The 20,294-nt window shown below is 60.2% G+C and carries 18 protein-coding genes; 12 read left to right on the top strand and 6 right to left on the bottom strand.

Going from position 1 to position 20,294, the window contains the following annotated elements:
- Nucleotides 1-267 precede the first annotated feature (267 nt).
- Entirely contained in the window at nt 268-2,160 is a 1,893-nt protein-coding gene (locus tag BLS60_RS20440) for a PhoX family protein (RefSeq protein WP_092371806.1), read from the top strand.
- A gap of 25 nt (nt 2,161-2,185) precedes the next feature.
- Here BLS60_RS20440 and BLS60_RS20435 read toward each other — a convergent pair whose 3' ends face one another.
- The 4 genes from BLS60_RS20435 to zwf form a co-directional block, all read right to left on the bottom strand.
- A complete protein-coding gene (locus BLS60_RS20435) occupies nt 2,186-2,734 on the bottom strand; it encodes a TadE/TadG family type IV pilus assembly protein (protein WP_092371804.1) in 549 nt (182 codons plus the stop codon).
- Nucleotides 2,735-2,742: 8 nt separating this feature from the next.
- A complete protein-coding gene (locus BLS60_RS20430; RefSeq protein ID WP_092371803.1) occupies nt 2,743-4,827 on the bottom strand; it encodes a pilus assembly protein TadG-related protein in 2,085 nt (694 codons plus the stop codon).
- Nucleotides 4,828-4,829: 2 nt separating this feature from the next.
- A complete protein-coding gene (locus BLS60_RS20425) occupies nt 4,830-5,294 on the bottom strand; it encodes a TadE/TadG family type IV pilus assembly protein (RefSeq protein ID WP_092371801.1) in 465 nt (154 codons plus the stop codon).
- Between the two features lie 376 nt (nt 5,295-5,670).
- Nucleotides 5,671-7,116 carry a glucose-6-phosphate dehydrogenase gene (zwf, locus tag BLS60_RS20420; protein ID WP_167357691.1) on the bottom strand — a complete coding sequence of 482 codons (1,446 nt, stop codon included), beginning with the start codon at nt 7,114-7,116 and terminating at the stop codon, nt 5,671-5,673.
- 153 nt (nt 7,117-7,269) lie between these two features.
- Here zwf and hexR point away from each other — a divergent pair, with 153 nt between their 5' ends.
- The 3 genes from hexR to BLS60_RS20405 all read left to right on the top strand — a co-directional run bounded on the left by hexR (nt 7,270) and on the right by BLS60_RS20405 (nt 10,693).
- Entirely contained in the window at nt 7,270-8,142 is an 873-nt protein-coding gene (gene hexR / locus BLS60_RS20415; RefSeq protein ID WP_070882388.1) for a transcriptional regulator HexR, read from the top strand.
- 86 nt (nt 8,143-8,228) lie between these two features.
- Nucleotides 8,229-8,414, top strand: coding sequence for a PA3496 family putative envelope integrity protein (locus tag BLS60_RS20410; RefSeq protein WP_070882387.1), 186 nt, complete (start codon nt 8,229-8,231; stop codon nt 8,412-8,414).
- 95 nt (nt 8,415-8,509) lie between these two features.
- Complete coding sequence (locus BLS60_RS20405; protein WP_092371800.1) at nt 8,510-10,693, top strand: patatin-like phospholipase family protein; 2,184 nt, start codon at nt 8,510-8,512, stop codon at nt 10,691-10,693.
- Nucleotides 10,694-10,838: 145 nt separating this feature from the next.
- On the opposite strand, the gene BLS60_RS20400 is transcribed toward BLS60_RS20405, so the two are convergent.
- On the bottom strand, nt 10,839-11,282 hold the full coding sequence (locus BLS60_RS20400) for a response regulator (RefSeq protein ID WP_070882385.1): 444 nt from the start codon (nt 11,280-11,282) through the stop codon (nt 10,839-10,841).
- A gap of 35 nt (nt 11,283-11,317) precedes the next feature.
- Nucleotides 11,318-11,518, bottom strand: coding sequence for a Flp family type IVb pilin (locus BLS60_RS20395; RefSeq protein WP_208597327.1), 201 nt, complete (start codon nt 11,516-11,518; stop codon nt 11,318-11,320).
- 395 nt (nt 11,519-11,913) lie between these two features.
- On the opposite strand from BLS60_RS20395, the gene cpaB reads away from it, so the two are divergent.
- The 8 genes from cpaB to BLS60_RS20355 are packed head-to-tail and all read left to right on the top strand — an operon-like array spanning nt 11,914 to nt 20,195.
- A complete protein-coding gene (gene cpaB, locus BLS60_RS20390) occupies nt 11,914-12,867 on the top strand; it encodes a Flp pilus assembly protein CpaB (protein WP_092371798.1) in 954 nt (317 codons plus the stop codon).
- Nucleotides 12,868-12,885: 18 nt separating this feature from the next.
- A complete protein-coding gene (locus tag BLS60_RS20385; protein ID WP_092371797.1) occupies nt 12,886-14,133 on the top strand; it encodes a type II and III secretion system protein family protein in 1,248 nt (415 codons plus the stop codon).
- A gap of 9 nt (nt 14,134-14,142) precedes the next feature.
- Nucleotides 14,143-15,312: a CpaE/TadZ family protein gene (locus tag BLS60_RS20380; RefSeq protein ID WP_070882382.1), complete on the top strand. Its 1,170-nt coding sequence runs from the start codon at nt 14,143-14,145 to the stop codon at nt 15,310-15,312.
- Nucleotides 15,309-16,550, top strand: a complete 1,242-nt coding sequence (locus tag BLS60_RS20375) for a TadA family conjugal transfer-associated ATPase (RefSeq protein ID WP_070882381.1) — start codon at nt 15,309-15,311, stop codon at nt 16,548-16,550. Before BLS60_RS20380 ends, BLS60_RS20375 begins: the two co-directional genes overlap by 4 nt.
- 27 nt (nt 16,551-16,577) lie before the next feature.
- On the top strand, nt 16,578-17,459 hold the full coding sequence (locus BLS60_RS20370; RefSeq protein WP_092371795.1) for a type II secretion system F family protein: 882 nt from the start codon (nt 16,578-16,580) through the stop codon (nt 17,457-17,459).
- Nucleotides 17,459-18,349: a type II secretion system F family protein gene (locus BLS60_RS20365; RefSeq protein WP_092371793.1), complete on the top strand. Its 891-nt coding sequence runs from the start codon at nt 17,459-17,461 to the stop codon at nt 18,347-18,349. The genes BLS60_RS20370 and BLS60_RS20365 overlap by 1 nt, the downstream gene beginning before the upstream one ends.
- Entirely contained in the window at nt 18,346-19,872 is a 1,527-nt protein-coding gene (locus BLS60_RS20360; RefSeq protein WP_092371791.1) for a tetratricopeptide repeat protein, read from the top strand. Before BLS60_RS20365 ends, BLS60_RS20360 begins: the two co-directional genes overlap by 4 nt.
- Before the next feature lie 44 nt (nt 19,873-19,916).
- Nucleotides 19,917-20,195 (top strand): DUF3613 domain-containing protein, encoded by a 279-nt coding sequence (locus BLS60_RS20355; protein ID WP_244153448.1) that lies wholly within the window; start codon nt 19,917-19,919, stop codon nt 20,193-20,195.
- The last annotated feature ends 99 nt before the right edge of the window (nt 20,196-20,294 follow it).

Raw genomic sequence — 20,294 nt, 5'->3', positions numbered from 1 at the left:
TATCCACAGAAAATTTAACTGTTTATCCAGATAGCGTGTGGGTAAGTGTATTGGTTGGTTAATATTTGATCACTATCCTAAACCCGCCGTACTGCAGGGCTTGCAGCAGATCGCTACCAGTTTATCCACAAGGTAACCCCCCGATACTGTGATCAACTGCGATCAGCCATCTTATTTTCAAGGTCTGCTGTGGATAGTGGTATCGTCATCCAAACGTCATGTAGTTGCCCTAGCGTCCTGCGCATCAGAAAACGCCGGAGCACCGTGATGCATGACGACCAATTGACCGACCTCGAACGCCTGACCTTATCCCGCCGACGCTTTATCGGTGCTGGCGCGCTGACCGGTGCGGCATTGTTTCTCGGCGGCAGCTTGCTGGGGCGCAGTGTTCTGGCTGACTCGATCCACGCGGCCAGCGGCAGCCCACTGCTGGGTTTCAACAACCTGGCTGCCTCCAACGCCGATACGATTACCCTTCCGCCGGGCTACTCGTTTCGCAAATTGATCAGCTGGGGGCAGCCATTGCATGCAGGCGGCCCGGCGTTCAAGGGCGACGGCAGCAACAGTGCAGCCGAACAGCTGCAGCAGTTTGGTGATAACACCGACGGCATGAGTTTTTTCCCTTGGCCAGGCGATGCGGATCGCGCGTTGATGGCCATCAACAACGAATACGTGAATTACCGTTATCTACTGGCTCACGGTGGTTTACCGAAATCTGCCGAAGACGTGCGCAAGGCCCAGAACGCCGAGGGCGTGACGGTAATCGAAGTCCGACGCGGCAACGATGGCTGGGCGTTCGTTCAGGGCTCGCCCTATAACCGCCGCGTGCATGGCAACCTGCCAATCGACGTCAGCGGCCCGGCACGCGGGCACGAGCTTCTCAAGACGGTCGCCGATCCGGCTGGCATTGAGGTGCTTGGTACCTTCCAAAACTGTTCCAGTGGCCAGACCCCCTGGGGCACTTACCTCACGTGTGAAGAAAACTTCAGCGACTGCTTCGGCAGTAGCGATGCGGGCTTGCAGTTCAGCGCTGACCAGAAGCGCTACAGCGTGCTGCACGCCAGTGCGGAAAACGAATGGCATCGTTTCGACCCGCGTTTCGATCTGGCCAAAACGCCCAACGAATTGAATCGCCACGGCTGGATTGTCGAAATCGATCCATTCGACCCACAGGCCAAGCCGATCAAGCGCACCGCGCTAGGCCGTTTCAAACACGAGAACGCGGCCCTTACCACTACCCGCGACGGCCGTGTGGTGGTGTACATGGGTGATGACGAACGCGGTGAGTTCATCTACAAGTTCGTCACGCGCGACCGTCTTGATCGCGGCAATGCCAAGGCCAATCGCCATCTGCTCGACCACGGCACGCTCTATGTGGCGCGTTTCGATGAAGGTGATGGCGATGCCGATCACCCGAAAGGCCGCGGCCGCTGGATCGAGCTGACGGCTGGCAAGAATGGCCTGACCGCCGAACGCGGTTTCCCTACCCAGGCCGAGGTGGTGATCCGTGCTCGCCAGGCAGGGACCCTGGTCGGCGCCACGCGGATGGATCGCCCTGAGTGGATTACTGTCAGCCCGAAAGACGGCCAGGTTTATTGCACCCTGACCAACAACAGCAAGCGTGGCGAAGAGGGCCAGCCGGTGGGCGGGCCGAACCCGCGCGCCAACAACTTGTACGGGCAAATCTTGCGCTGGCGTGAGCACGATGATGACGCAGCGGCTCATGACTTTGCTTGGGATCTGTTTGTGGTCGCCGGCAATCCGGTGGTGCATGCCGGCACGCCTCAAGCCGGCAGCCAGGCGATCAACGCCGACAACATGTTCAACAGCCCGGATGGGGTCGGCTTCGACGGTGGTGGTCGCCTGTGGATCCAGACCGATGGCAAGTACAGCAACAAGGGTGACTACGCCGGTATGGGTAACAACCAGATGCTGTGCGCCGATCCTCAAACGGGGGAGATCCGCCGGTTCATGGTCGGACCGGTAGGCTGCGAAGTGACCGGGCTGGCATTCTCGCCGGATTACAAGACGATGTTTGTCGGTATTCAGCATCCTGGTGAGGAGGGCGGTTCGACCTTCCCGGATCACCAGCCTGGTGTGCACCCGCGCTCATCGGTGATGGTCATCAGCCGTGACGACGGGGGCGTGATCGGCGCGTGATTAGCGCTTCGCTCAGCTTGCTGCGCTAGAGGGTGATGGTCGTCGCTCCACGGATAACGACGTTTCCGTCCTCCTCCGGCAAGCTGGGAATGCTGATCCCGAGCAGTCGCAGCGTGGGCACGATGGCGCGTTGGTTGCTCGCACCCTCCCGGTTGTAGAGCCGCTGAACGCAAACATGCAACACGTAGCGCGGTGCAGCGGGATCACGCGCGTCCAGAGCGATATGGCCATAAGAGGGCTGCCCGTTCTGGCCGGGCAGGCTGGTCCAGCTGAAGCCGGCTGCATCTTGCTCCGGTGCCGGACAGTTGCCACTGCGCCAGCTGTCCGGCAACCAACTGCGCTCCACCGCTTTGGTAATTTCCCGGCTCAGCAACTGCGTGTAGGCGGCATTGCCCGGGTCCACCTGCAACGTGGCGCGGGCGGCATCGGCAGTGACCTGCTTGAAGGTCAGCATCAGCAGCATGGGAATGCTGTAGGCGATGATTCCGTACACCACCACGAAAAACACCCCGAATAGCATGGCAAATTCGATAGCCACGGCGCCTTGCTGTCGCTTGTACAAAAATGAACGCATGGTGATTCTCACTGCACTAGCCGCGGAAGACCGCAACTGATGCTGTGGACCTTTATTTTGCTTTTGCCGAGTTCAACGCCGAGGGTTTTGAGGAGGGAACTCAGTAGTTCGCCTAGGTCATCTAGAATTGATTTTAGTAATGAGATTAGTGGATCAATACTTTTCAGTAGCAGGGGCTGGGTATTTTCACCCAATACACCAAAAAGCACCCCATTTACCAATCCACCTACCAAATCCAATATAGACCCTAACACCCCACTCTGGGCTTTGCTTTGAAGTGCCGTTACCAATGTACTTCGACAGGCCGGTTTATTAGCTGAACAATTGGACGGCGCTTTTTCATACCAGTCTTGGGGCATAGTCGTTTCCCCTAAATTCAGCAACCCAGCCGGACGTTTCCAGTCCAGCCCATCGCTCAGCATTCGTTCGCGTATCGCCACTTTATTGTGGTTCAGCGTCGTAAGATATTTGTCTGCAATTTGGCCTGCCTGCTCTGCCGAGAAGGTGGGTGCTCCATCTGCATTCTTAGGCATTCCGAGTTTTATCATACTCAATACCTGCGGGATCAGGCCTGCTACCGATGTTCCAAGTTCTATATCATTGACATCGGTCTCTACTGATTCCCGCTCAACCAGCGTGACAATCTTATCTCCCGGATTACCGGTACTAAGCAGAGGGATAGCGGCCCTTCCTTTGATCAGATCAATATTGAACAGCTTAAACACGGTTGCATCATTTAGGTCGCTTGTAGTGCAATTCGTCTTTGTTGACCACAATGTTTCATTGGGTGCTGAACCAAGACAAATATTGGCAATACGTGATTCTACTGCAATAGACGCTGTTGGCTTAGATTCAGAGCAATCTATATTCGTCAATTCTCCCGTAACATCGGCCAAATCGATAATGATTGGTAGCTTTATTGAAGTTCCAAGCAATGGGCTTAATACCAACATGGAAGTATCAACATCAATTCCTAAGCGAATTTGAGCATTGCGGGCAGTAGTTCCTACTGGGCCAATGCCAATAGAGGGAGGTTCGACGATACCAAGTTGTAGTTTCGCTAACCCCAGCAGGCTCGGCTCATTAACCAACAACCCGCGACCCTGAACAGCCGTCATCAGGCCTGTGGATAACACATCACCCAAGTTGAGCTTTACATCCAGCGCCGACCCCACTGCCTGGTTCGGGCCTGACGCCAGCTGAAGCAGGCCCGGACGATCAGCGGTGCTGATAAGGTTGACCGCAGCGTTCTCCAGCTCAGTGCCAACCAGCTCTTCGCCAAACGCGTTGATATCAGCGGCCAGCGTCTGGTTGTGGGTCACCAGCTTCGCCGAGGCATTGATCAACTGTTGAATGCCTACAGCGCCGACTTGGGTATCCACCAGTTCCGCCAGCCCGTTAGGCGTCAGCGCCTTGAGCTGGTTGATACCCACCTCCACCCCGAGCGCCTGTAGCAAGCCTCCCGGCGTAACCTGGGCATTCGCCAAGCCTTCTGGGTCGAGCAGGGTCAACGCCGTCACGTTCACTCCCGCTCCCTCCAGTAGCCTAGGCAGCAACCCATCTGGATTGAGGTCCAGCAGCTGCGCGCCCACGCTGAATACCGCCATTGGTTCTCTGTCCTTCTCTGCCACAGCCACCGCTTGCAAGCCCACGGTGGAGTTGCCGGGGAGGCCGAACAGTCCGCCGCTGCGTACGATGATGCTGGCAGGCACTTCATTGCGGGTAACTACTCTGACGGCTCGGCCGCCTGCGGGATCGGCTGTTGGCACTCGCAGGCCGTCGATGATCGAGATGCTCACACAGGACGACGTCAGCGACTGCTGCCCATTGCCGACAAAACCGTAAGAGGCCGCGTTCTCCACCGCATACAGGTGGGCGTTGGCGGTATCGAGCGCACAGTTGCCGGACTCCAGTCGGGAGATGGATTCCAGTGCTGCGGTATCCGCGAGCTTTTGCAGTTTGCGCTGTTCCAGATACAGGCGGCCGCTATCCACCACCAGGGCGAGAAACAGGATGGCCATCACCAGTGTCGCCGCGCTGAGAATGCTGAAAGCGCCACGCTGGCGCTGCAGGTTTGATCGGAGAGGGGTCATGCTCAAGCCCCCGAGTGATTGTAGAGGCGGATTTTGGCTTCGCCGCGGATCTCGCTGGGCAGCTGTGGCACCTTCCAGCCGAAGATCGAAAACGGCGGCATGATGCTCTCCGGATTGTCATGGCGCACGCAGACGCTCCATACCGCGCCGGTTTTCAGAAAACCGTCATAGCCCGTGCAGGTTCGCGTCCAGGCTTGTGGTAGCCAGGAGTTGCGCATTGTCTGCAGCACACGCTGTTGATGGAGCACGAGTTGTTCGGGAGTGGGCGCGCGCGTATCGGGGGAGTGGATGGCGTCGCGCAGGGCTTCGGTGGCCAGTTCCTGGTAGGTAGCGCTGAGCAGGAAGGGGATGCTGTAACCGACCAGGCCGTAAAAAATCAGAAAGAAAATGATGAAGGCGATCGAGAACTCGACCGCCACAGCGCCGCGCTGCTTATAAGCTGAGCACACTGTTGAAGAGTGAGGCACTTCCCTGATCCTCGAGCGATTGCAATCGCTCTATGTGGCGGCTATTCAGCGCGTATCGCGTGGACTACTGATGTGTCGGCAGGATGTTCATGGAGGTATCGGCCGCAACCGCGTCGATATCATTTGAAGACCCGGCCAGTAGATACGTAATAGCAAGCGAATAAGGGGCGCGCCATATCACTTTACGACTAGCGCCCGAGATTCCTGCGGCTGTGCTTGTCGCGCCTTGGCCTGGCCCGACAAGAGGTAATTGAAGCGCGTTATCGCTCAGTTGGCAGACGGCAAAGATCATGGCGTCCCCACGGCAATTTCTAGCTTGAACTCGGTAACGTAACCCTGCCGAGACGCGCTTGTCGCTCGGCTTGGCTTATTGCAGTTACTCGATCCACTTGCGGCCATGCCGTTCCAGCAGATGCTGGAGTTGCTCCGGGCCGTTGCTGCCGGCTGCGTACGGGCGGGGCCGTTGGTAATGCTGCTGCCAGCCTTTAATGATCGGATCGATCCACTGCCACGCGGCTTCCACCTCGTCACGGCGCATGAACAAGGTCGAGTCGCCTTCGATGACGTCCAGCAGCAGCCGCTCGTAGGCGTCCCAGTGACGCTGTTTATTGAAAGCATCGGCGAGGTTGAGATCCAGCTCCACCGGCTGAAGGTGCATGCCCTTGCCGGGGTTCTTGGCCATCAGTTGTAGGCTGATACGCTCTTCGGGCTGCAGGCGGATGAGCAGCTGATTGGCTTCTCCATTACCGAACAGCTGATGGGGCACCGGCTTGAACTGGATGAGGATTTCCGATGTTTTGCGGGCCAGGCGCTTGCCGGTGCGCAGGTAGAAGGGCACACCCGCCCAGCGCCAATTGTTGATCTCGGCCTGCACCGCAACCAGGGTTTCGGTGTCGCTGTCGTTATCGACGTTCTTCTCGAAGTAATAGGCCGGTACTTCCTGGCCGCCAATCTTGCCGGCGGCGTATTGGCCGCGCACCGTCTTGTCGCGGACGTCGAAACCGGTGATCGGCTTGAGCGCCTCCAGAACCTTCACTTTTTCGTTACGCACCGACTCGGCGTCGAAGCGCACCGGCGGCTCCATGGCCACCAGGCAGAGCAACTGCAGCAAGTGGTTCTGGATCATGTCGCGCATGGCCCCAGCATGGTCGTAATAGGCGCCGCGGTTTTCCACACCCAATGTTTCGCAAACGCTGATCTGCACATGGTCGATATGCCCGGCACGCCACACGGGTTCGAACAGGGTATTGGCGAAACGCAGCGCCATCAGGTTCTGTACGGTTTCCTTGCCCAGATAATGGTCGATGCGAAACACCTGGGGTTCGTCGAATACCGCGCCGATGCCGGCGTTGATCGCCTGGGCCGACTCCAGTGAGTGGCCGATGGGTTTTTCCAGCACGATGCGCGCCCGAGCGTTCACCAGCCCGGCAAGCTTGAGGTGCGAGGCGATGTCTTCGAACAAGTCGGGTGCGGTGGCCAGGTAGTAGACCCGTATCCGCTCCTGATCATTGCCCAGGTGTTTGCCTAGGCGGCCGAAGTCGGCGCTTTGCGAAGCGTCCATGGAGAGGTAATCGAGACGCTCGGCGAAGCTGCGCCACGTGTCTTCGCTGAAGTCCGCACGCGCCACTTGCGCGCGGCAGTGCCGCTCGGCAAGCGCCTTGTATGCCTCATGGGTGTGGTTGCTGCGGGCGAGAGCAATGATGCGCGTATCACGCGGCAAGCGGCTGTCGCGATGCAAGTAATAGAGCGCTGGCAGCAGTTTGCGCAAGGCGAGGTCGCCAGTGCCGCCGAAAACCAGCATGTCACAGGAATTGCTCAGCATGGGAACTCCGACTCGGTTTGTCCGTGCGGGGGCAGCAGGCTTGTAGTATAACTACAAGAACACTACAGCCCGGTGCACTCGGACTATAACCGAGTCGTGACAGTGTCAAAGTCCAGCCGGCATATTCACCTTCTACCAGTCGAGTCCCTGCCAGTGAATTTGTTGCAGCACATTGCCCAGTCACGCCACCTCCTGCGCAAGTCGGAACTCAAGGTGGCCGATCATGTGTTACTCGATCCGGCGGCGGTAATGCACAGTTCCATGGCTGAGCTGGCACATTCGGTGGGTATCAGCGAGCCAACCATCGTGCGCTTCTGCCGCGCCATTGGTTGCAGTGGCTTTCAGGATCTCAAGCTCAAGCTGGCGCAGAGCCTTGCAGCTGGCGCCAGTTTTGGTCAGTTCGCGATCCATGAAGACGATTCGGTCGCCGACTTCAGCATGAAGATCTTCGATACCACGCTGCACACCTTGATCGAGGTGCGTGAGAAGCTCGATTCGGTGGCGTTGGAAAAGGCCATCGGGCTGTGCTCTCAAGCGCAGCGTATCGAGTTCTATGGTTTCGGCGCATCCGGCGCGGTGGCGGCCGATGCCCAGCACAAATTCTTCCGCCTGTTGCTCAACGCTGCTGCCTATTCCGACCCGCACATGCAGGCGATGTCGGCGATCACCCTCAAGCCATCGGACGTCGCGGTATGTATTTCGCAATCAGGGCGATCCAAAGATCTGCTCACCACTGCCAATGTGGTGCGTGAGGCTGGTGCGTCGCTGATTGCCTTGTGCCCGGGGCAGACCCCGTTGGCTGATCTGGCTACGGTGAACCTGGCCATCGACGTGCAGGAAGACACCGAGATCTACACGCCGCTGGCCTCGCGCATCGCCCACCTGGTAGTGATCGACGTGCTGGCCATGGGCGTCGCCATGGCGCGTGGGCCGAGCCTGGTCAATCACCTCAAGAGCGTAAAGCGCAGCTTGCGCAGCCTGCGGTTGTCGGCCAAGTCGATCAGGACCCACGACGAAGGCGTCTGAGTTCACCGCAGCGTCATTGCATTGCCCTCAAACTGTCATGGCATTGGCTGAATCTGGTCTCCCGTTATTCAGCCTGGAGACCTGCCATGGCTCGCCATGTGGATGAAGCGCAACACGAACAGAGTGTGGTGAAAGCTCGGCGCAAACTGCTCGACGAGCAGCGTATGCGCTACCGCCGTGCCATCGAGGCGTATGGCGAAAACCGTCGCCTGCAATCGGAAATCTCCAGCTTTCACGACCCGTTCTCCGGCGAGACTCATCGCCTGCATTGAGTAACCTGAACAAGGCACCACGCTGCGCACATCCTGGCGATCTGGCTCCTATAATGGCGCCAATGTCCTACTCCCCCCATCGCCAGGGATGTGCCATGCGCCGTCTGTTCGTTCTGCTGTTGCTGTTTTTTCCTCTGTTCGCTGTCGCCCAAAGCGCTCAGCCCAAGATCGGCCTTGTACTGTCTGGCGGCGCCGCCCGTGGCTTGGCGCACATTGGCGTGCTCAAGGCGCTGGAAGAGCAGGGCGTACAGATCGATGCGATTGCTGGCACCAGCATGGGCGCGGTGATTGGTGGTTTGTATGCCTCGGGCTACAGCATCGCCGAACTGGAAAACGTGGCGCTGACCATGGACTGGCGGCTGGTACTGTCCGACGACCCGCCACGCTCCGATGTGCCGTTTCGCCGCAAGCAGGATGATCGTGATTTCCTCATCAAGCAGCGCCTGAGCTTTCGTGATGACGGCAGCCTCGGTTTACCGCTGGGCGTCATTCAGGGGCAGAACCTGGCGCTGCTGCTCGAACGCCTGCTGGTACGCAGCAGTGATGTGCGTGATTTCGACCGCCTGCCGATTCCCTTCCGCGCCGTGGCCACCGATATCGCCAACGACCAGAAAGTGGTCTTTCGCAGCGGCCACCTGCCGCAGGTGATTCGCGCGAGCATGTCGATTCCGGCGGTGTTCGCCCCCGTCGAGCTGGACGGGCGGCTGCTGGTCGATGGCGGCATGGTCGATAACATCCCGGTGGACGTCGCACGCGATATGGGCGTCGATCAGGTCATCGTGGTCGATATCGGTACCCCACTGAAGCCGCGCAAGGATCTGCTCACGGTGGTCGACGTACTCAACCAGTCGATCACCATGATGACCCGGCGCAACTCCGAGGCGCAGCTGGCCACGCTGACGTCCAACGATGTGCTGGTCCAGCCGAACATGTCGCCCTATGGCGTCACCGATTTCGGTCGCGGCGAGGAAATGATCGAAGCGGGCTACCAGGCCGCGAAAGCCCTGCAGCCGCGCCTGACCGCGCTGGTGCGGCGCAGCGGTGGCAACCCTGCGCTTACGTTGGCACGCAGTGCCGAGCAGCGGGCTCCGGTGATCCATGCCATCGAAGTGGATAACGACTCCAAGGTTGGCGATGAAGTTATCCGCAACTACATCCGTCAACCGCTCGGCGAGCCGCTGGACATGGCGGGCCTGCAGCGCGACATGGGTACGCTTTACGGCCTCGATTATTTCGAGCGTGTGCAATATCGGGTGGTCAGCCACAACGACGAAAATACCCTGATGATTGATGCGCGGGAGAAGCGCACCGGCACTGACTACCTGCGCCTGGGCTTGAACCTGTCCGATGATTTTCATGGTGACAGCGTCTTCAACCTGGGGGCCAGCTTCCGCAAAAACGGCATCAATCGACTTGGCGCCGAATGGCTGACGCGCGTGCAGTTGGGCGATCGCCAGGAGCTTTACAGCGAGTTCTATCAACCGCTGGACGTCGGCTCTCGCTGGTTCGTCGCGCCTAATCTGTATGCCGAAGCCTGGAACGTTGATGCCGTGCTGGACAACGACCCCGTCGCCGAATATCGGGTGCAGCGCTATGGCTACGGGCTCAATGTTGGCCGGCAGATCGCCAATAACGGCGAGCTGCGTTTCGGCATTGGTCAGGCCGTTGGCGAAGCGGAAGTGCGCATCGGTGAACGTGACCAGCCGGAGTTCAGTTTCACCGAGGGTTACTACGAAATGCAGTACTCGTTCGACACCCTCGACAATGTCGACTTTCCCCACGAGGGCGAAGAGATCGGCCTGCAACTGCGCCAGTACGATGCCAGCCTCGGCGCTGATGATCGCTACCGGCAGTGGGAGCTGAAGCTTGATAAGGCGTTCAGCCATGGGCCGCATAGTTTGGTCGTGGGTGGCCGTTACGGGCGCACGCTGGACGATGCCGAGATCGTTACGTCGAGCTTCCAGCTTGGTGGCGCCCGGCAGCTGTCGGGCTTCCGCCAGGACGCCCTGGCTGGACAGAATGTCAGCCTCGCGCGGATGGTCTACTACCGCCGCATGACGCCGCGCTCGTTCCTGCCGCTGGATTTCCCGCTCTATCTTGGCGCATCGCTAGAGCGCGGCCGGATATGGAACAACGGCAATGAGTTCGACAGCGGCTACATCAACGCCGCCAGCGTATTTCTCGGTTATGAAACCCCGCTGGGCCCGTTGAACTTCAGCTACGGTCTGAATGACGAGAACGAGAAGGCGCTGTACCTCAATCTCGGTCGCAGCTTCTAGGGGAGAGGGGTTTAGGCGCAGCAGGCTGCTCTAAAGACTGTTGTAAGTGTTGTAAGGTGGTGCTTATTTAGACGCTGCCGCACGTAGGGTCACGACGAAATCTGCACAGCGGCGGATTAGCCGCAACGTGATCGCGACAGCGTGGTTACGCTGATTGCGCGCTGACAGGTAGTGCCGACAGCGCGCCCGGCTCACTGTCTGTTATCGCAACCGGCTGAGCAACTGGAAAGCGCTGATTGAGGACTTCGATCAAGCGCTCCTGGTAGATGGGCTTGGGTAGGAAGTCGACGACATGCAAAGGCAGCAAGCCGATCACGTCGTTCATGTCCGCATGGCCGGACATGACGATCACCGGCAGAGTTGCATGGTGAGGGTTGGCGCGCAGGTTCTGGATCAAGCGCAGCCCGCTTTCGTCGGGCATGCGCAAATCGGTAATCACCAGCGCAATGGCTGGCCACGTGGCAAGACATAGCATTGCAGCGCTAACGCTATTGGCGCAATGGCAATGGAAACCCTCGCCCTCAAGCAGTTCGCCGAGTTCTTCGAGAGCGTCTGTTTCGTCATCTACCAGCAAGAGATGTTGGCGCATAAGCGAACCTTGCTCAGTTCCGGAAAACTTAATAACTACTCTTCGCCGTCTACGCCTTGCAGTGCGGCAAGAATATCCCCAAAAACGTTGTTAATTTCTTCGCCAACGTTAGTGACAGCGGTGACAATAACGACTGCAATCAATGCCGCGATAATTGAATATTCAATAGCCGACGCACCGTCTTCCTTGCGGAAGAACTCGCGGATTTTTTCGCGCAGGATAATGAGTTTGAACATGACGGGTACTTCCTCTGTAGCCATGCAGGCAGGGCGCCTGTACGTTGTGCTTGCTAGGGGAAGTGTAGAAATCGCACGCGGCAATCCGCAAACTCACCTTGGTATTATATATAAGGTATTAATCACAACTATAAGCACTAATAAAATCAAGGCTTAATCGGGCCATGCGCGTGCACTATTGGAAAAGTTGACGCCCTTTAACCGAAACGTACCGACGAACGGCGCCAATTATCTTGATTGTCAGGACCGCTATAAGTTTCCGTAAGATAATCACTAAAGTGCACGACTTAAGTGCCGATATCCCACGCGGGTCAATTTTCTGCCTATCGTTATCAGCATGAATATGAGGTTGTGCCGAGGTTTTGCTGCGCTATGGCTACAAGGAGCGTGCTGTCATGAATAGCCGAATGACGTTGGTACTCGCCGGTGTGTTGCTGGCTGGCGCCGTGGTCACGGGGTATTGGGGGCTGAGTCTGAGCCGCGAGCCCGTTATGGAGTCTGCACCCTCGTCGACGATAGCCCCGATGAGTCCGGCAGGGCAGGTCGGCACTCAGTTGCAGGCCCAGGTCGATGAGCAGCAGCGCACCAACGTGGTGGTGTTAGCCCGTGAGGTACCGCCCCTGGTTCCCATCACCCGTGATGACCTGGCCGTGGAGCGCTTGCGCCTCGCTCCGCCAGGCAGCTTTAGCAACCCAGACGATCTCGTCGGGCGCAGCGTGTGGCGGCAGTCGCCCGCCGGGACTGTCCTGAACCAGGCTGCCTTCGATATGGGCGGCCCGCTGGCCAAGATGATCCGACCCCAGGAGCGGGCTATCGCGGTGGCTGTGGATGAGGTCATTGGGGGTGGCGGGCACCTGAGTCCTGGTGATTATGTGGATGTGCTGCTGTACCTGCGTCAGGACGAGCGCAACAACGACCAGACCGCGCAAGTGCTGATCCCGGCGTTGCGCCTGCTCAGCGTGGGTGACGCGCTCGGCGTGACCAATCAGGGAGACGCGGCGCAGTCGCCGCTTGGGGCAGACGAAAATCGCCGTCGCCGCCCACCGACTACCGCTGTTCTGGCCGTTCCCGAGCAATTGTTGACGCGCTTCATGCTGGCCACTCAGGTCGGCAGCCTGCGCCTGGCGGTACGCAGCGCCGACGAACAACTGCTCGCTGGTTACTACGCAGGCGATGAGTTGGATGCGGACATCGCCGAGGCGCAACGGCAACTGTTTCAGTTCGAGAAGCTCGCCCAGCGAAGCGCTGAACCACGGCCTCAGCCCCAGCTTCAATCGGGTGTGACGCCACCCTCAGTGCCGAGCATTCAGGTCTATCGCGGCAACGATGCCACTCGACAAATTCCCTGACCGGCAAGGATGCATTTCATGAATGATGCCTACCGTAGTCCATGCTTATCGCGCTTTGCGGTCTGCCTGGTGGTGACGCTGATGAGCCTGCCATCCCTGGCAGCCGCCTCGTGTGCGGGCCTTGAACCGGTGCCGGCGATGCTGGAAGTGACCCAGGGAGTACAGCGCGAGCTGCGCTTCCCGGTGCCGATCACGCGCCTGGCCATCGGTGACCCCGAGGTAGCGGACGTGAGCTTGAACACCAACGAAAGCTTTCTGTTGTTAGGCAAAAAAGGCGGTGCGACCAGCCTGATGGTGTGGACGCGCTGCGACCGCGAGCCCAGGCAAAGCATGGTTGTTGTCCAGGGCGCAGCAACCGCCGCCGTTGCCGATCCGGTGCTGCCCTATGATGAGGACATCGTCCCCAGCCAAGTGCAGACCGATATTCGCTTCGTCGAAGTGCGGCGTAGCAAGTTGCGCGAGGTGGGCTTGCGAATCTTTGGTACGGCGTCGAACAACTTCCTGATCGGCGCGCCAGGGACGGGTCCCGCTACGGTGCCGGTGGGCGGCGTGAGCGGCGTTGGGTCGGGCGCTGCGTTCCCACTTTCACGGGACGGCTTCAACATTCTCTGGGGCGGCGGCAGCAGCAAGTTTCTGCTCGGCCTTGACGCTCTAGAAAACAGCGGTTTCGCCTACACCTTGGCGCGGCCCAGTCTGGTGGCATTGAACGGTCAGAGTGCGAGCTTTCTCGCAGGCGGCGAATTCCCCATTCCAGTGCCGAGCAGCGGTAGTGATTCGATCTCCATCGAATACAAGGAATTCGGCGTACGCCTGACCCTGACGCCGACCGTGGTCGGGCGCAACCGCATCAGCCTGAAAGTAGCCCCGGAGGTCAGTGAATTGGATTTCACCGCCGGTATAACCATTGCCGGCACTCAGGTCCCGGCCCTCAATGTGCGGCGTACCGATACCAGCGTATCGCTGGCTGACGGTGAAAGCTTCGTGATCAGTGGGCTAATCTCCACCAACAGTTCCTCGTCTGTGGATAAGTTGCCGTTTCTCGGCGATGTGCCGGTGCTCGGTGCGTTCTTTCGATCGTCGCGAATTGACCGGGAGGAGCGCGAATTGCTGATGGTTGTGACCCCGCGTCTGGTGCAGCCAATGGCGGCTAATGCGCAGCTTCCAGATTTGCCGGGCGAGCAATTTCGCAATTACGACCCGGGGGTGTTCCGGCAGCTGTTTCTTGAGAACGGTGATTACCACCGGGCTGACGGCTTGTCGCGCTAGGGAGTAGGCATGGAACAGACTTTTCTCGCGCAGACTCGTCGTAAGCAGGACCTGGAATGGCTGCAGGCCGCACTGGCCGGTCAGGGTCAGGTACTCAATGTCGGCGAGACCCTCGATGAAGTGCTCAGTTTGATGGACATGACCGGCAGTTGCCTGGTGTTCATCGGCCTCAGCCGCGAGGGACAGACCACTCAGTGCGCGCTGATCGAGGCGCTACTCGATGTGCGGCCGATGGTGGTGGTGGTCGCCTTGGGGGACGGGTTGGACAATCAGTTGGTGCTCAATGCCATGCGCGCAGGGGCTCGCGACTTCATCGCCTACGGCTCGCGCAGCAGCGAGGTGCTGGGCTTGGTTCGACGCCTGACGCAGCGCCTGCCGCATCTACCGCCGTCCCGCGATCAGGCCGAGCTGACGCTGCTCTATGGGCTGCAGCCCGATGCCGATGCGGCTCTGCTGGCCGTGCACCTCGCCCTGCAAGTTCAGGCGCGCGGCGAGCGCACTTTGTTCATCGACCTGGGCGTACCGCGGGGCGAAAGCCTCGAGTTGTTCGGGCTGGAGTCGTCATTCTGCTTCGGCGATGCGTTGCGCAATATTCGTCGCCTCGATTCGAATCTGATCGAGAGCGCCTTTGCCCGTCATCCCGATGGGCTACGGTTGCTGCCGCACGGTCCGGATGATGATGCCCTCGAACGCTTCAGTCTCGGTGAGCTGTTTCTGCTGCTCGGCAGCCTGCGCCAACATTTCCAGCACGTGGTGGTGAACCTCTGCGGCCAGCCGGACAGCGATGGTCTGCGCTCTTTTTCAACGCATGCCCAGCGACTGTTCTGGTGCATCGACCAGAGCGTGCCGAACTGCCGACGTAACCTGACATTGCTGGCGACCTGGCGTGGCAAGGGCATCAAACTCGACCATGCCCGGTTGCTGGTCGACCGCTATCAGTCGGGCGTGGCGCCCGGGCTGGAGGAGCTGAGCAAAACGTTCGCGCTGCCGCTCGAGGGAGGTTTGCCATTGAGCCCGGTTACGCGGCTGAGGGCCAAGAATGAGGGCGTTCCGCTGTATCAATTCGCCCCTCGCGACAGCCTTACCCAGGCGCTCCTGGCGCTCGCCAATGGCGTTGTCGAGCGCAAGCAGGGCGGCTCCAGACGCTGGTGGCAGCGGTTATTGAGGAGCAAATCATGAGTATCGGCGTGTTCGGCGGCGATGGCGGCAGAGTGGGTGTGCACGACCTCAAACCGGTGTTGCACCGCTACCTGATCGACGCACTGGAAGAAAAGAGCGAGAACCTGCTAGAGGGCACCCGGACAGCGCTCGCCATGTTCGTGCTTGAGCAAGTCAGCGAGTACGTCAGCCGCCGGCAGATCGCTATCTCCCGGTATGAAGTGGATCGCCTGGCCGAAGAGCTGGTGGATGAACTGACCGGCTTCGGCCCGCTGGAGATCCTGCTCAAGGACGAAAGCGTGACCGAAATTCTGGTCAACGGCCCGCATCGGGTGTTCATCGAGCGCGCAGGCGTACTTCAACTCAGCGACCTGCGCTTCATCGATGATCAGCACGTGCTGAGGGTGATCCAGCGCATTCTGGCGCCCGTGGGGCGGCGTCTTGACGAGTCGTCGCCGATGGTCGATGCGCGGATGCCCGATGGCAGCCGCATCAACGCGATCATCCCACCGGTGGCCCTGGATGGGCCTTGCATCTCGGTGCGCAAGTTCCGCAAGGACATGCTGCGCAGTGCCGACTTGCTGGCGAGTAACTCGCTGGACCAGGCCATGTTGACCTGCCTGGAGCTGATGGTCCGGCGTCGCTGCAACATCATGGTCAGCGGCGGCACCGGCACCGGTAAAACCACGCTGTTGAACATGCTCAGCCAGATGATCGACCCACGCGAGCGCATTGTTACCATCGAGGACACCGCCGAGCTTGGACTCAACCACGACCACGTGGTGCGCCTGGAAACCCGCCCGCCGAATGCTGAGGGCTATGGCGAAGTGGGTGCGCGCGAGTTGGTGCGCAACGCACTGCGCATGCGTCCGGACCGGATTGTGCTGGGTGAGATCCGCGGCGCCGAGGTGCTCGACGTACTCACCGCGATGAACACGGGTCATGATGGCTCGATGAGCACCGTGCACGCCAACAATGCGCAGGACGCCTTGCTGCGCCTGGAAACGCTGGTGGGTTTCTCAGGTGCCAAGGTCGCCGAGCGCACCTTGCGGCAGATGATCTGCGCGGCCCTGGATGTGGTGATCCAGCTGACTCGCATGCCCGATGGCCGTCGTTGCGTCAGCGAGGTCGTCGAGGTGCTGGGCCTGCGCGAGGACCAGTACGTGACCAACACCCTGTTTCGTCTCGACCGCAGCGGCACCGGCACCTTCTGCCGTGATGCGCCGAACCCGGCCGGACACAAGATGCGTCGCGATTGAATGCGGCCTGAGCCAAGGAACGTGTAGATGAACGCACCGTTGCTGCTGGGAGCGATCTGCCTGACTCTGCTTGGGGTGGGCCTGCTGATGCTGCGTAAAGGGCGCGCGAAGGCGGCTTCCGAGCAGGTCATGCAGCGCCTGCTGATCGATCAGCCGCAACCCTTGCAGGCACTTTCCATGGGTTATGTGGATAAGTTGTTCCTGCGCGCCGGCTTCAGCAAACCGCGGCAAGGGCTCGGCCTGTGGCTGTTCACCTGGCTGCTCGGGGGCTTGATGGGATTGATCCTCGGGCATTGGCTCGGCCTGCTGATCATGTTGCTGCTACCGCTGTTCCTGGGCCGCTTGTTCATTGCGCTGCGTTATCGGCGGCGGGTGCAGCGGATGATCGAACGGCTGCCAATCTTCCTCGATCACGTTATTCGCAGCCTGAAATCCGGCAGGGCGCTGGGTGATGCGCTGATGCTGGCCATGGAAACCGCGCCTGAGCCTTTGCGTGGCGCCATGGCGCGAACCCGTCGCAATGTGCAGCGCGGCATGGGCTTGGGCGACGCCCTGCAGGATTTTGCCGACCTTTACGAGCGTGATGAATTTCAGGTGCTGGCCCTCGGGGTGCGGGTCAACCAGCGTTACGGCGGCAACAGCACTGAGTTGCTGAACAACCTGATCCGGCTGATTCGCGAGCGCGAACAGAGTGCTCGCAAGCTGCGCGCGCTGACCGGCGAGACGCGCATCAGCGCCTATGTGATGGGCGGGCTGCCGCTGGGCCTGGCCTGCTACATTTTCGTCACCAACCCTCAGTTCATGTTGGGCATGTGGCACGAGTCGACCGGGCGGATGGTGCTGCTGTTGGCGTTCGTGCTGCAGGCGCTCGGCAGCGTGTCGCTCTGGCGCATGTTGAGGAGCCTGTGATGAGTGGCCTGTTGCTGCTCAGCGCACTGCTGCAATTGCTGCTGGCACTGCTGTTTCTGTACCTGGCGTATGGTGATCTGCGGGCACGGCGCCAGTTCAGTCAGCGTATGGGAACGGCACCGCGGGCTTCCGGTGGCGGCGTGATCCGTGGCATCGGCGGCAGCTCGTTGGGCCGGCGCACGCTGAGCATGGATAGCGAAACGCTGCAGCTGCTCAACCGCCTGGGCTGGCGCAAGCGCAGCCAGCAGGCGATGTTCTCGGCGATTCAGCTGGGTACCCCGGTCGTTTTGTTGCTGCTGGTGGTGATCGTGCAGCTACTGATGAGCAAGCCGCCACAACCCGTATGGCTGGCGCCGGTGTTCGCGCTGGGCATCGGCTACCTGCTGCCCAAGCGCTGGCTGGCCTGGGCGGCGAAAGACCGGCAAGAGCGCCTGGCCGAGGAGGTGACGACCTTCATCCCGTTGTTGCGCATCCTCTTTGATGTCGGCATGACTGTCGAGCAGGGGCTGCGCGTACTCAGCAAGGAGTCGGAACGCATCCTGCCGCACCTCAGCAGCGAGCTGCGGCAGGTGCTCGCTCGCGTCGATGCGGGGCTCGAATTAGGCCGTGAATTACGTGACATGGCCGCGCTTCTGGAAGTCTATGAGGTCACCGATTGCGTAGTGATCCTTGATCAGCTTATCGTCCAGGGCGGCGGAGCCATGGCCTCGTTACTGCGGCTCAAAGAGCTGATCGATGATCGGCACCATACGGCTCTCGAAGAAAGAGTTTCCAAGTTATCCGGCAAGATGTCCGTCATCATGATGGTGTTTCTGTTTCCGGCATTGTTGATCGTATTGGCGGGGCCCGGATTCATTGCAATCGTCGGGGCTTTAGGGGAAATGAGATGAAGCGTGTAGTGACCTTGGTAGGGATGATGGGTCTGTTGAGTGGATGCGCAAGCAGCCAGGCTCCGTCTCCCTGGTTGACCAATAAAGCAGAGCCGATTCCGATGGCTTGTGCGCCGCTGTCACAAGAGCAGGAACTGACCCTGAATCTGGCGCAGAAAACCGCTGATGAAGGGCGCTTGCACGCAGCGCTGGCCAATCTGGAACGCCTGCCTGCGAGCCTGCCCCAGGCACGCTTGAACAAGGCGCGTATCCTGCGTTCGCTTAATCGCCCGGAAGCCAAGGCGCTTTACGCCAGCCTGGTCAACACCTGCCTCAAGGCTCAGGGCGAGCATGGCCTGGGCCAGCTTGCCAGCGCACAGGGTCGTTATGACGAGGCGCTGACTCATCTGCGCCTGGCCGCCAGCCTGGATCCGACCAGCGACACCATCCGCAATGACCTGGGTGTGGTGTACATGAACCTTGGACGCCTGGATGAAGCACGCTTCGAGCTGCTGACGGCGTTGGAGCTGAACGAGGCTGAGCAACAACCGGCATTGAATCTGCTGACCTTGCTGATTTACCAGGGCATGTTGCCGCAAGCCAATGCCTTGGCCGAGCGCATGGGCTTTTCGGCCAACCAGCTGCGCACCGCTGAAGATCGCGCCAATGCGTTGCGTGGTCAGCTCGGTGGCGCTGTCGGCAAGGCCCCGGCTGCGCAGGTTGCACCTGCCTCCGCCCAGGGGGCTGCGCAAAGCCCAGCTGCCGTTGTAGTCCCACCGGTCAAGGCCGCAGAGGTTCGTGTGGCTCCGATACCGGCAGCCAAGCCGGTGGTTGCGCCTGCAGTTGCCGCGACCGCACCCGCTCCGGTTCCTGCGCCGAAGCCTGCTGCAGCAGCTACTGCAGTGACAGCAACACGGCCGGTCGTTCAGCCAACGGTTGCGCCGACAGCAACGCGCACACCCACCCCGCCTGTGGCGCCAGCGCCGAAATCCCACGGCGTGCCCGCCCCGCAGCTGTCCAATTTTCGTCCGACCCCAGTGGTGCCGTTGTCGATGGCCAGCACGGCGGCGAAACCGCCAGCCGCGCCAGTATCTGCTGCCGCGCCTGTAGCCGCTGTCAAAGCGCCCTCGGCACCTGCACCAACATCAACCCCAACCCCCGCGGTAGCTGTGACTAGCGCATCTGTCGTGGCCGCCGCACCGGCAGCTGCGGCGCCGCGCCCAGTGGCAGCTGCACCGGTAGTCGCCAGCAAGCCTGCGACGTCGGCAGCGGCACCAGTCGCGCCGGTTGTGCGGGCACCTGTCATGGCCGCCGCACCGGCAGCTGCGGCGCCGCGCCCAGTGGCAGCTGCATCTGTAGTCGCCAGCCAGCCTGCGACGCCGGCAGCGGCACCAGCCACGCCGGTTGTAAGAGCATCTGCTGCACCAGTGGCCGCAGTTGCGCCCGCGAGCCAGGGCGGCGCGGTAATCGAGATGCGTCCGGGCCGTCTGATTGTCCCGGACGATGGTGGTTTTGTGCGCGTCGAGCCCACCAGCACCAACTGATGGCACAGCTAGTGACGGCATAACGGTAAACACAGGAGAGCACCATGAACCGGATGATCGTTAGCTGTGCGCTGGCGGCGTGTTTTCCATTGGCGACGTTTGCGGCGGGTCAAGGCGAGGAGCGCGGGCTGACTGGCAATGACGCAGAGACGCAGACGGGGTACTGGCTGCGTGTGCAGCGCGAGGGTCAACTGGCCTCGTCTCACCCGCAGACCTCAACGCCCACGGAACGAGAGTTGGCGCTGAAGCGATGGCTGGATAGCCATAACCATCCTATACCCGAATACTTCGATCAGGATGTCGGTGGAGAACTGGGCGAATAGCGAGATATGGCCGGAAAGCGCCGCTGGCTTTTTTCGGCCTTTATTAATTGTTGAGCGCAACCTGTCGCCACATATAACTTCTTGAGCAATGTTATACCC

The organism is Phytopseudomonas seleniipraecipitans, assembly GCF_900102335.1.
Classification (GTDB): domain Bacteria; phylum Pseudomonadota; class Gammaproteobacteria; order Pseudomonadales; family Pseudomonadaceae; genus Aquipseudomonas; species Aquipseudomonas seleniipraecipitans.
This window is presented reverse-complemented; position numbering and strand designations above follow the sequence as displayed.

Bases quoted from the DNA above. Each gene is read 5' to 3' on its own strand.
- BLS60_RS20380 (WP_070882382.1), top strand. From the start codon at position 14,143: ATGGAACAGACTTTTCTCGCGCAGACTCGTCGTAAGCAGGACCTGGAA.
- cpaB (WP_092371798.1), top strand. From the start codon at position 11,914: ATGAATAGCCGAATGACGTTGGTACTCGCCGGTGTGTTGCTGGCTGGC.
- BLS60_RS20370 (WP_092371795.1), top strand. From the start codon at position 16,578: ATGAACGCACCGTTGCTGCTGGGAGCGATCTGCCTGACTCTGCTTGGG.
- BLS60_RS20430 (WP_092371803.1), bottom strand. From the start codon at position 4,827: ATGACCCCTCTCCGATCAAACCTGCAGCGCCAGCGTGGCGCTTTCAGC.
- BLS60_RS20400 (WP_070882385.1), bottom strand. From the start codon at position 11,282: ATGCGCCAACATCTCTTGCTGGTAGATGACGAAACAGACGCTCTCGAA.
- BLS60_RS20360 (WP_092371791.1), top strand. From the start codon at position 18,346: ATGAAGCGTGTAGTGACCTTGGTAGGGATGATGGGTCTGTTGAGTGGA.
- BLS60_RS20440 (WP_092371806.1), top strand. From the start codon at position 268: ATGCATGACGACCAATTGACCGACCTCGAACGCCTGACCTTATCCCGC.
- BLS60_RS20355 (WP_244153448.1), top strand. From the start codon at position 19,917: ATGAACCGGATGATCGTTAGCTGTGCGCTGGCGGCGTGTTTTCCATTG.
- BLS60_RS20435 (WP_092371804.1), bottom strand. From the start codon at position 2,734: ATGCGTTCATTTTTGTACAAGCGACAGCAAGGCGCCGTGGCTATCGAA.
- BLS60_RS20395 (WP_208597327.1), bottom strand. From the start codon at position 11,518: ATGTTCAAACTCATTATCCTGCGCGAAAAAATCCGCGAGTTCTTCCGC.
- BLS60_RS20375 (WP_070882381.1), top strand. From the start codon at position 15,309: ATGAGTATCGGCGTGTTCGGCGGCGATGGCGGCAGAGTGGGTGTGCAC.
- zwf (WP_167357691.1), bottom strand. From the start codon at position 7,116: ATGCTGAGCAATTCCTGTGACATGCTGGTTTTCGGCGGCACTGGCGAC.
- BLS60_RS20365 (WP_092371793.1), top strand. From the start codon at position 17,459: ATGAGTGGCCTGTTGCTGCTCAGCGCACTGCTGCAATTGCTGCTGGCA.
- BLS60_RS20405 (WP_092371800.1), top strand. From the start codon at position 8,510: ATGCGCCGTCTGTTCGTTCTGCTGTTGCTGTTTTTTCCTCTGTTCGCT.
- BLS60_RS20410 (WP_070882387.1), top strand. From the start codon at position 8,229: ATGGCTCGCCATGTGGATGAAGCGCAACACGAACAGAGTGTGGTGAAA.
- BLS60_RS20385 (WP_092371797.1), top strand. From the start codon at position 12,886: ATGAATGATGCCTACCGTAGTCCATGCTTATCGCGCTTTGCGGTCTGC.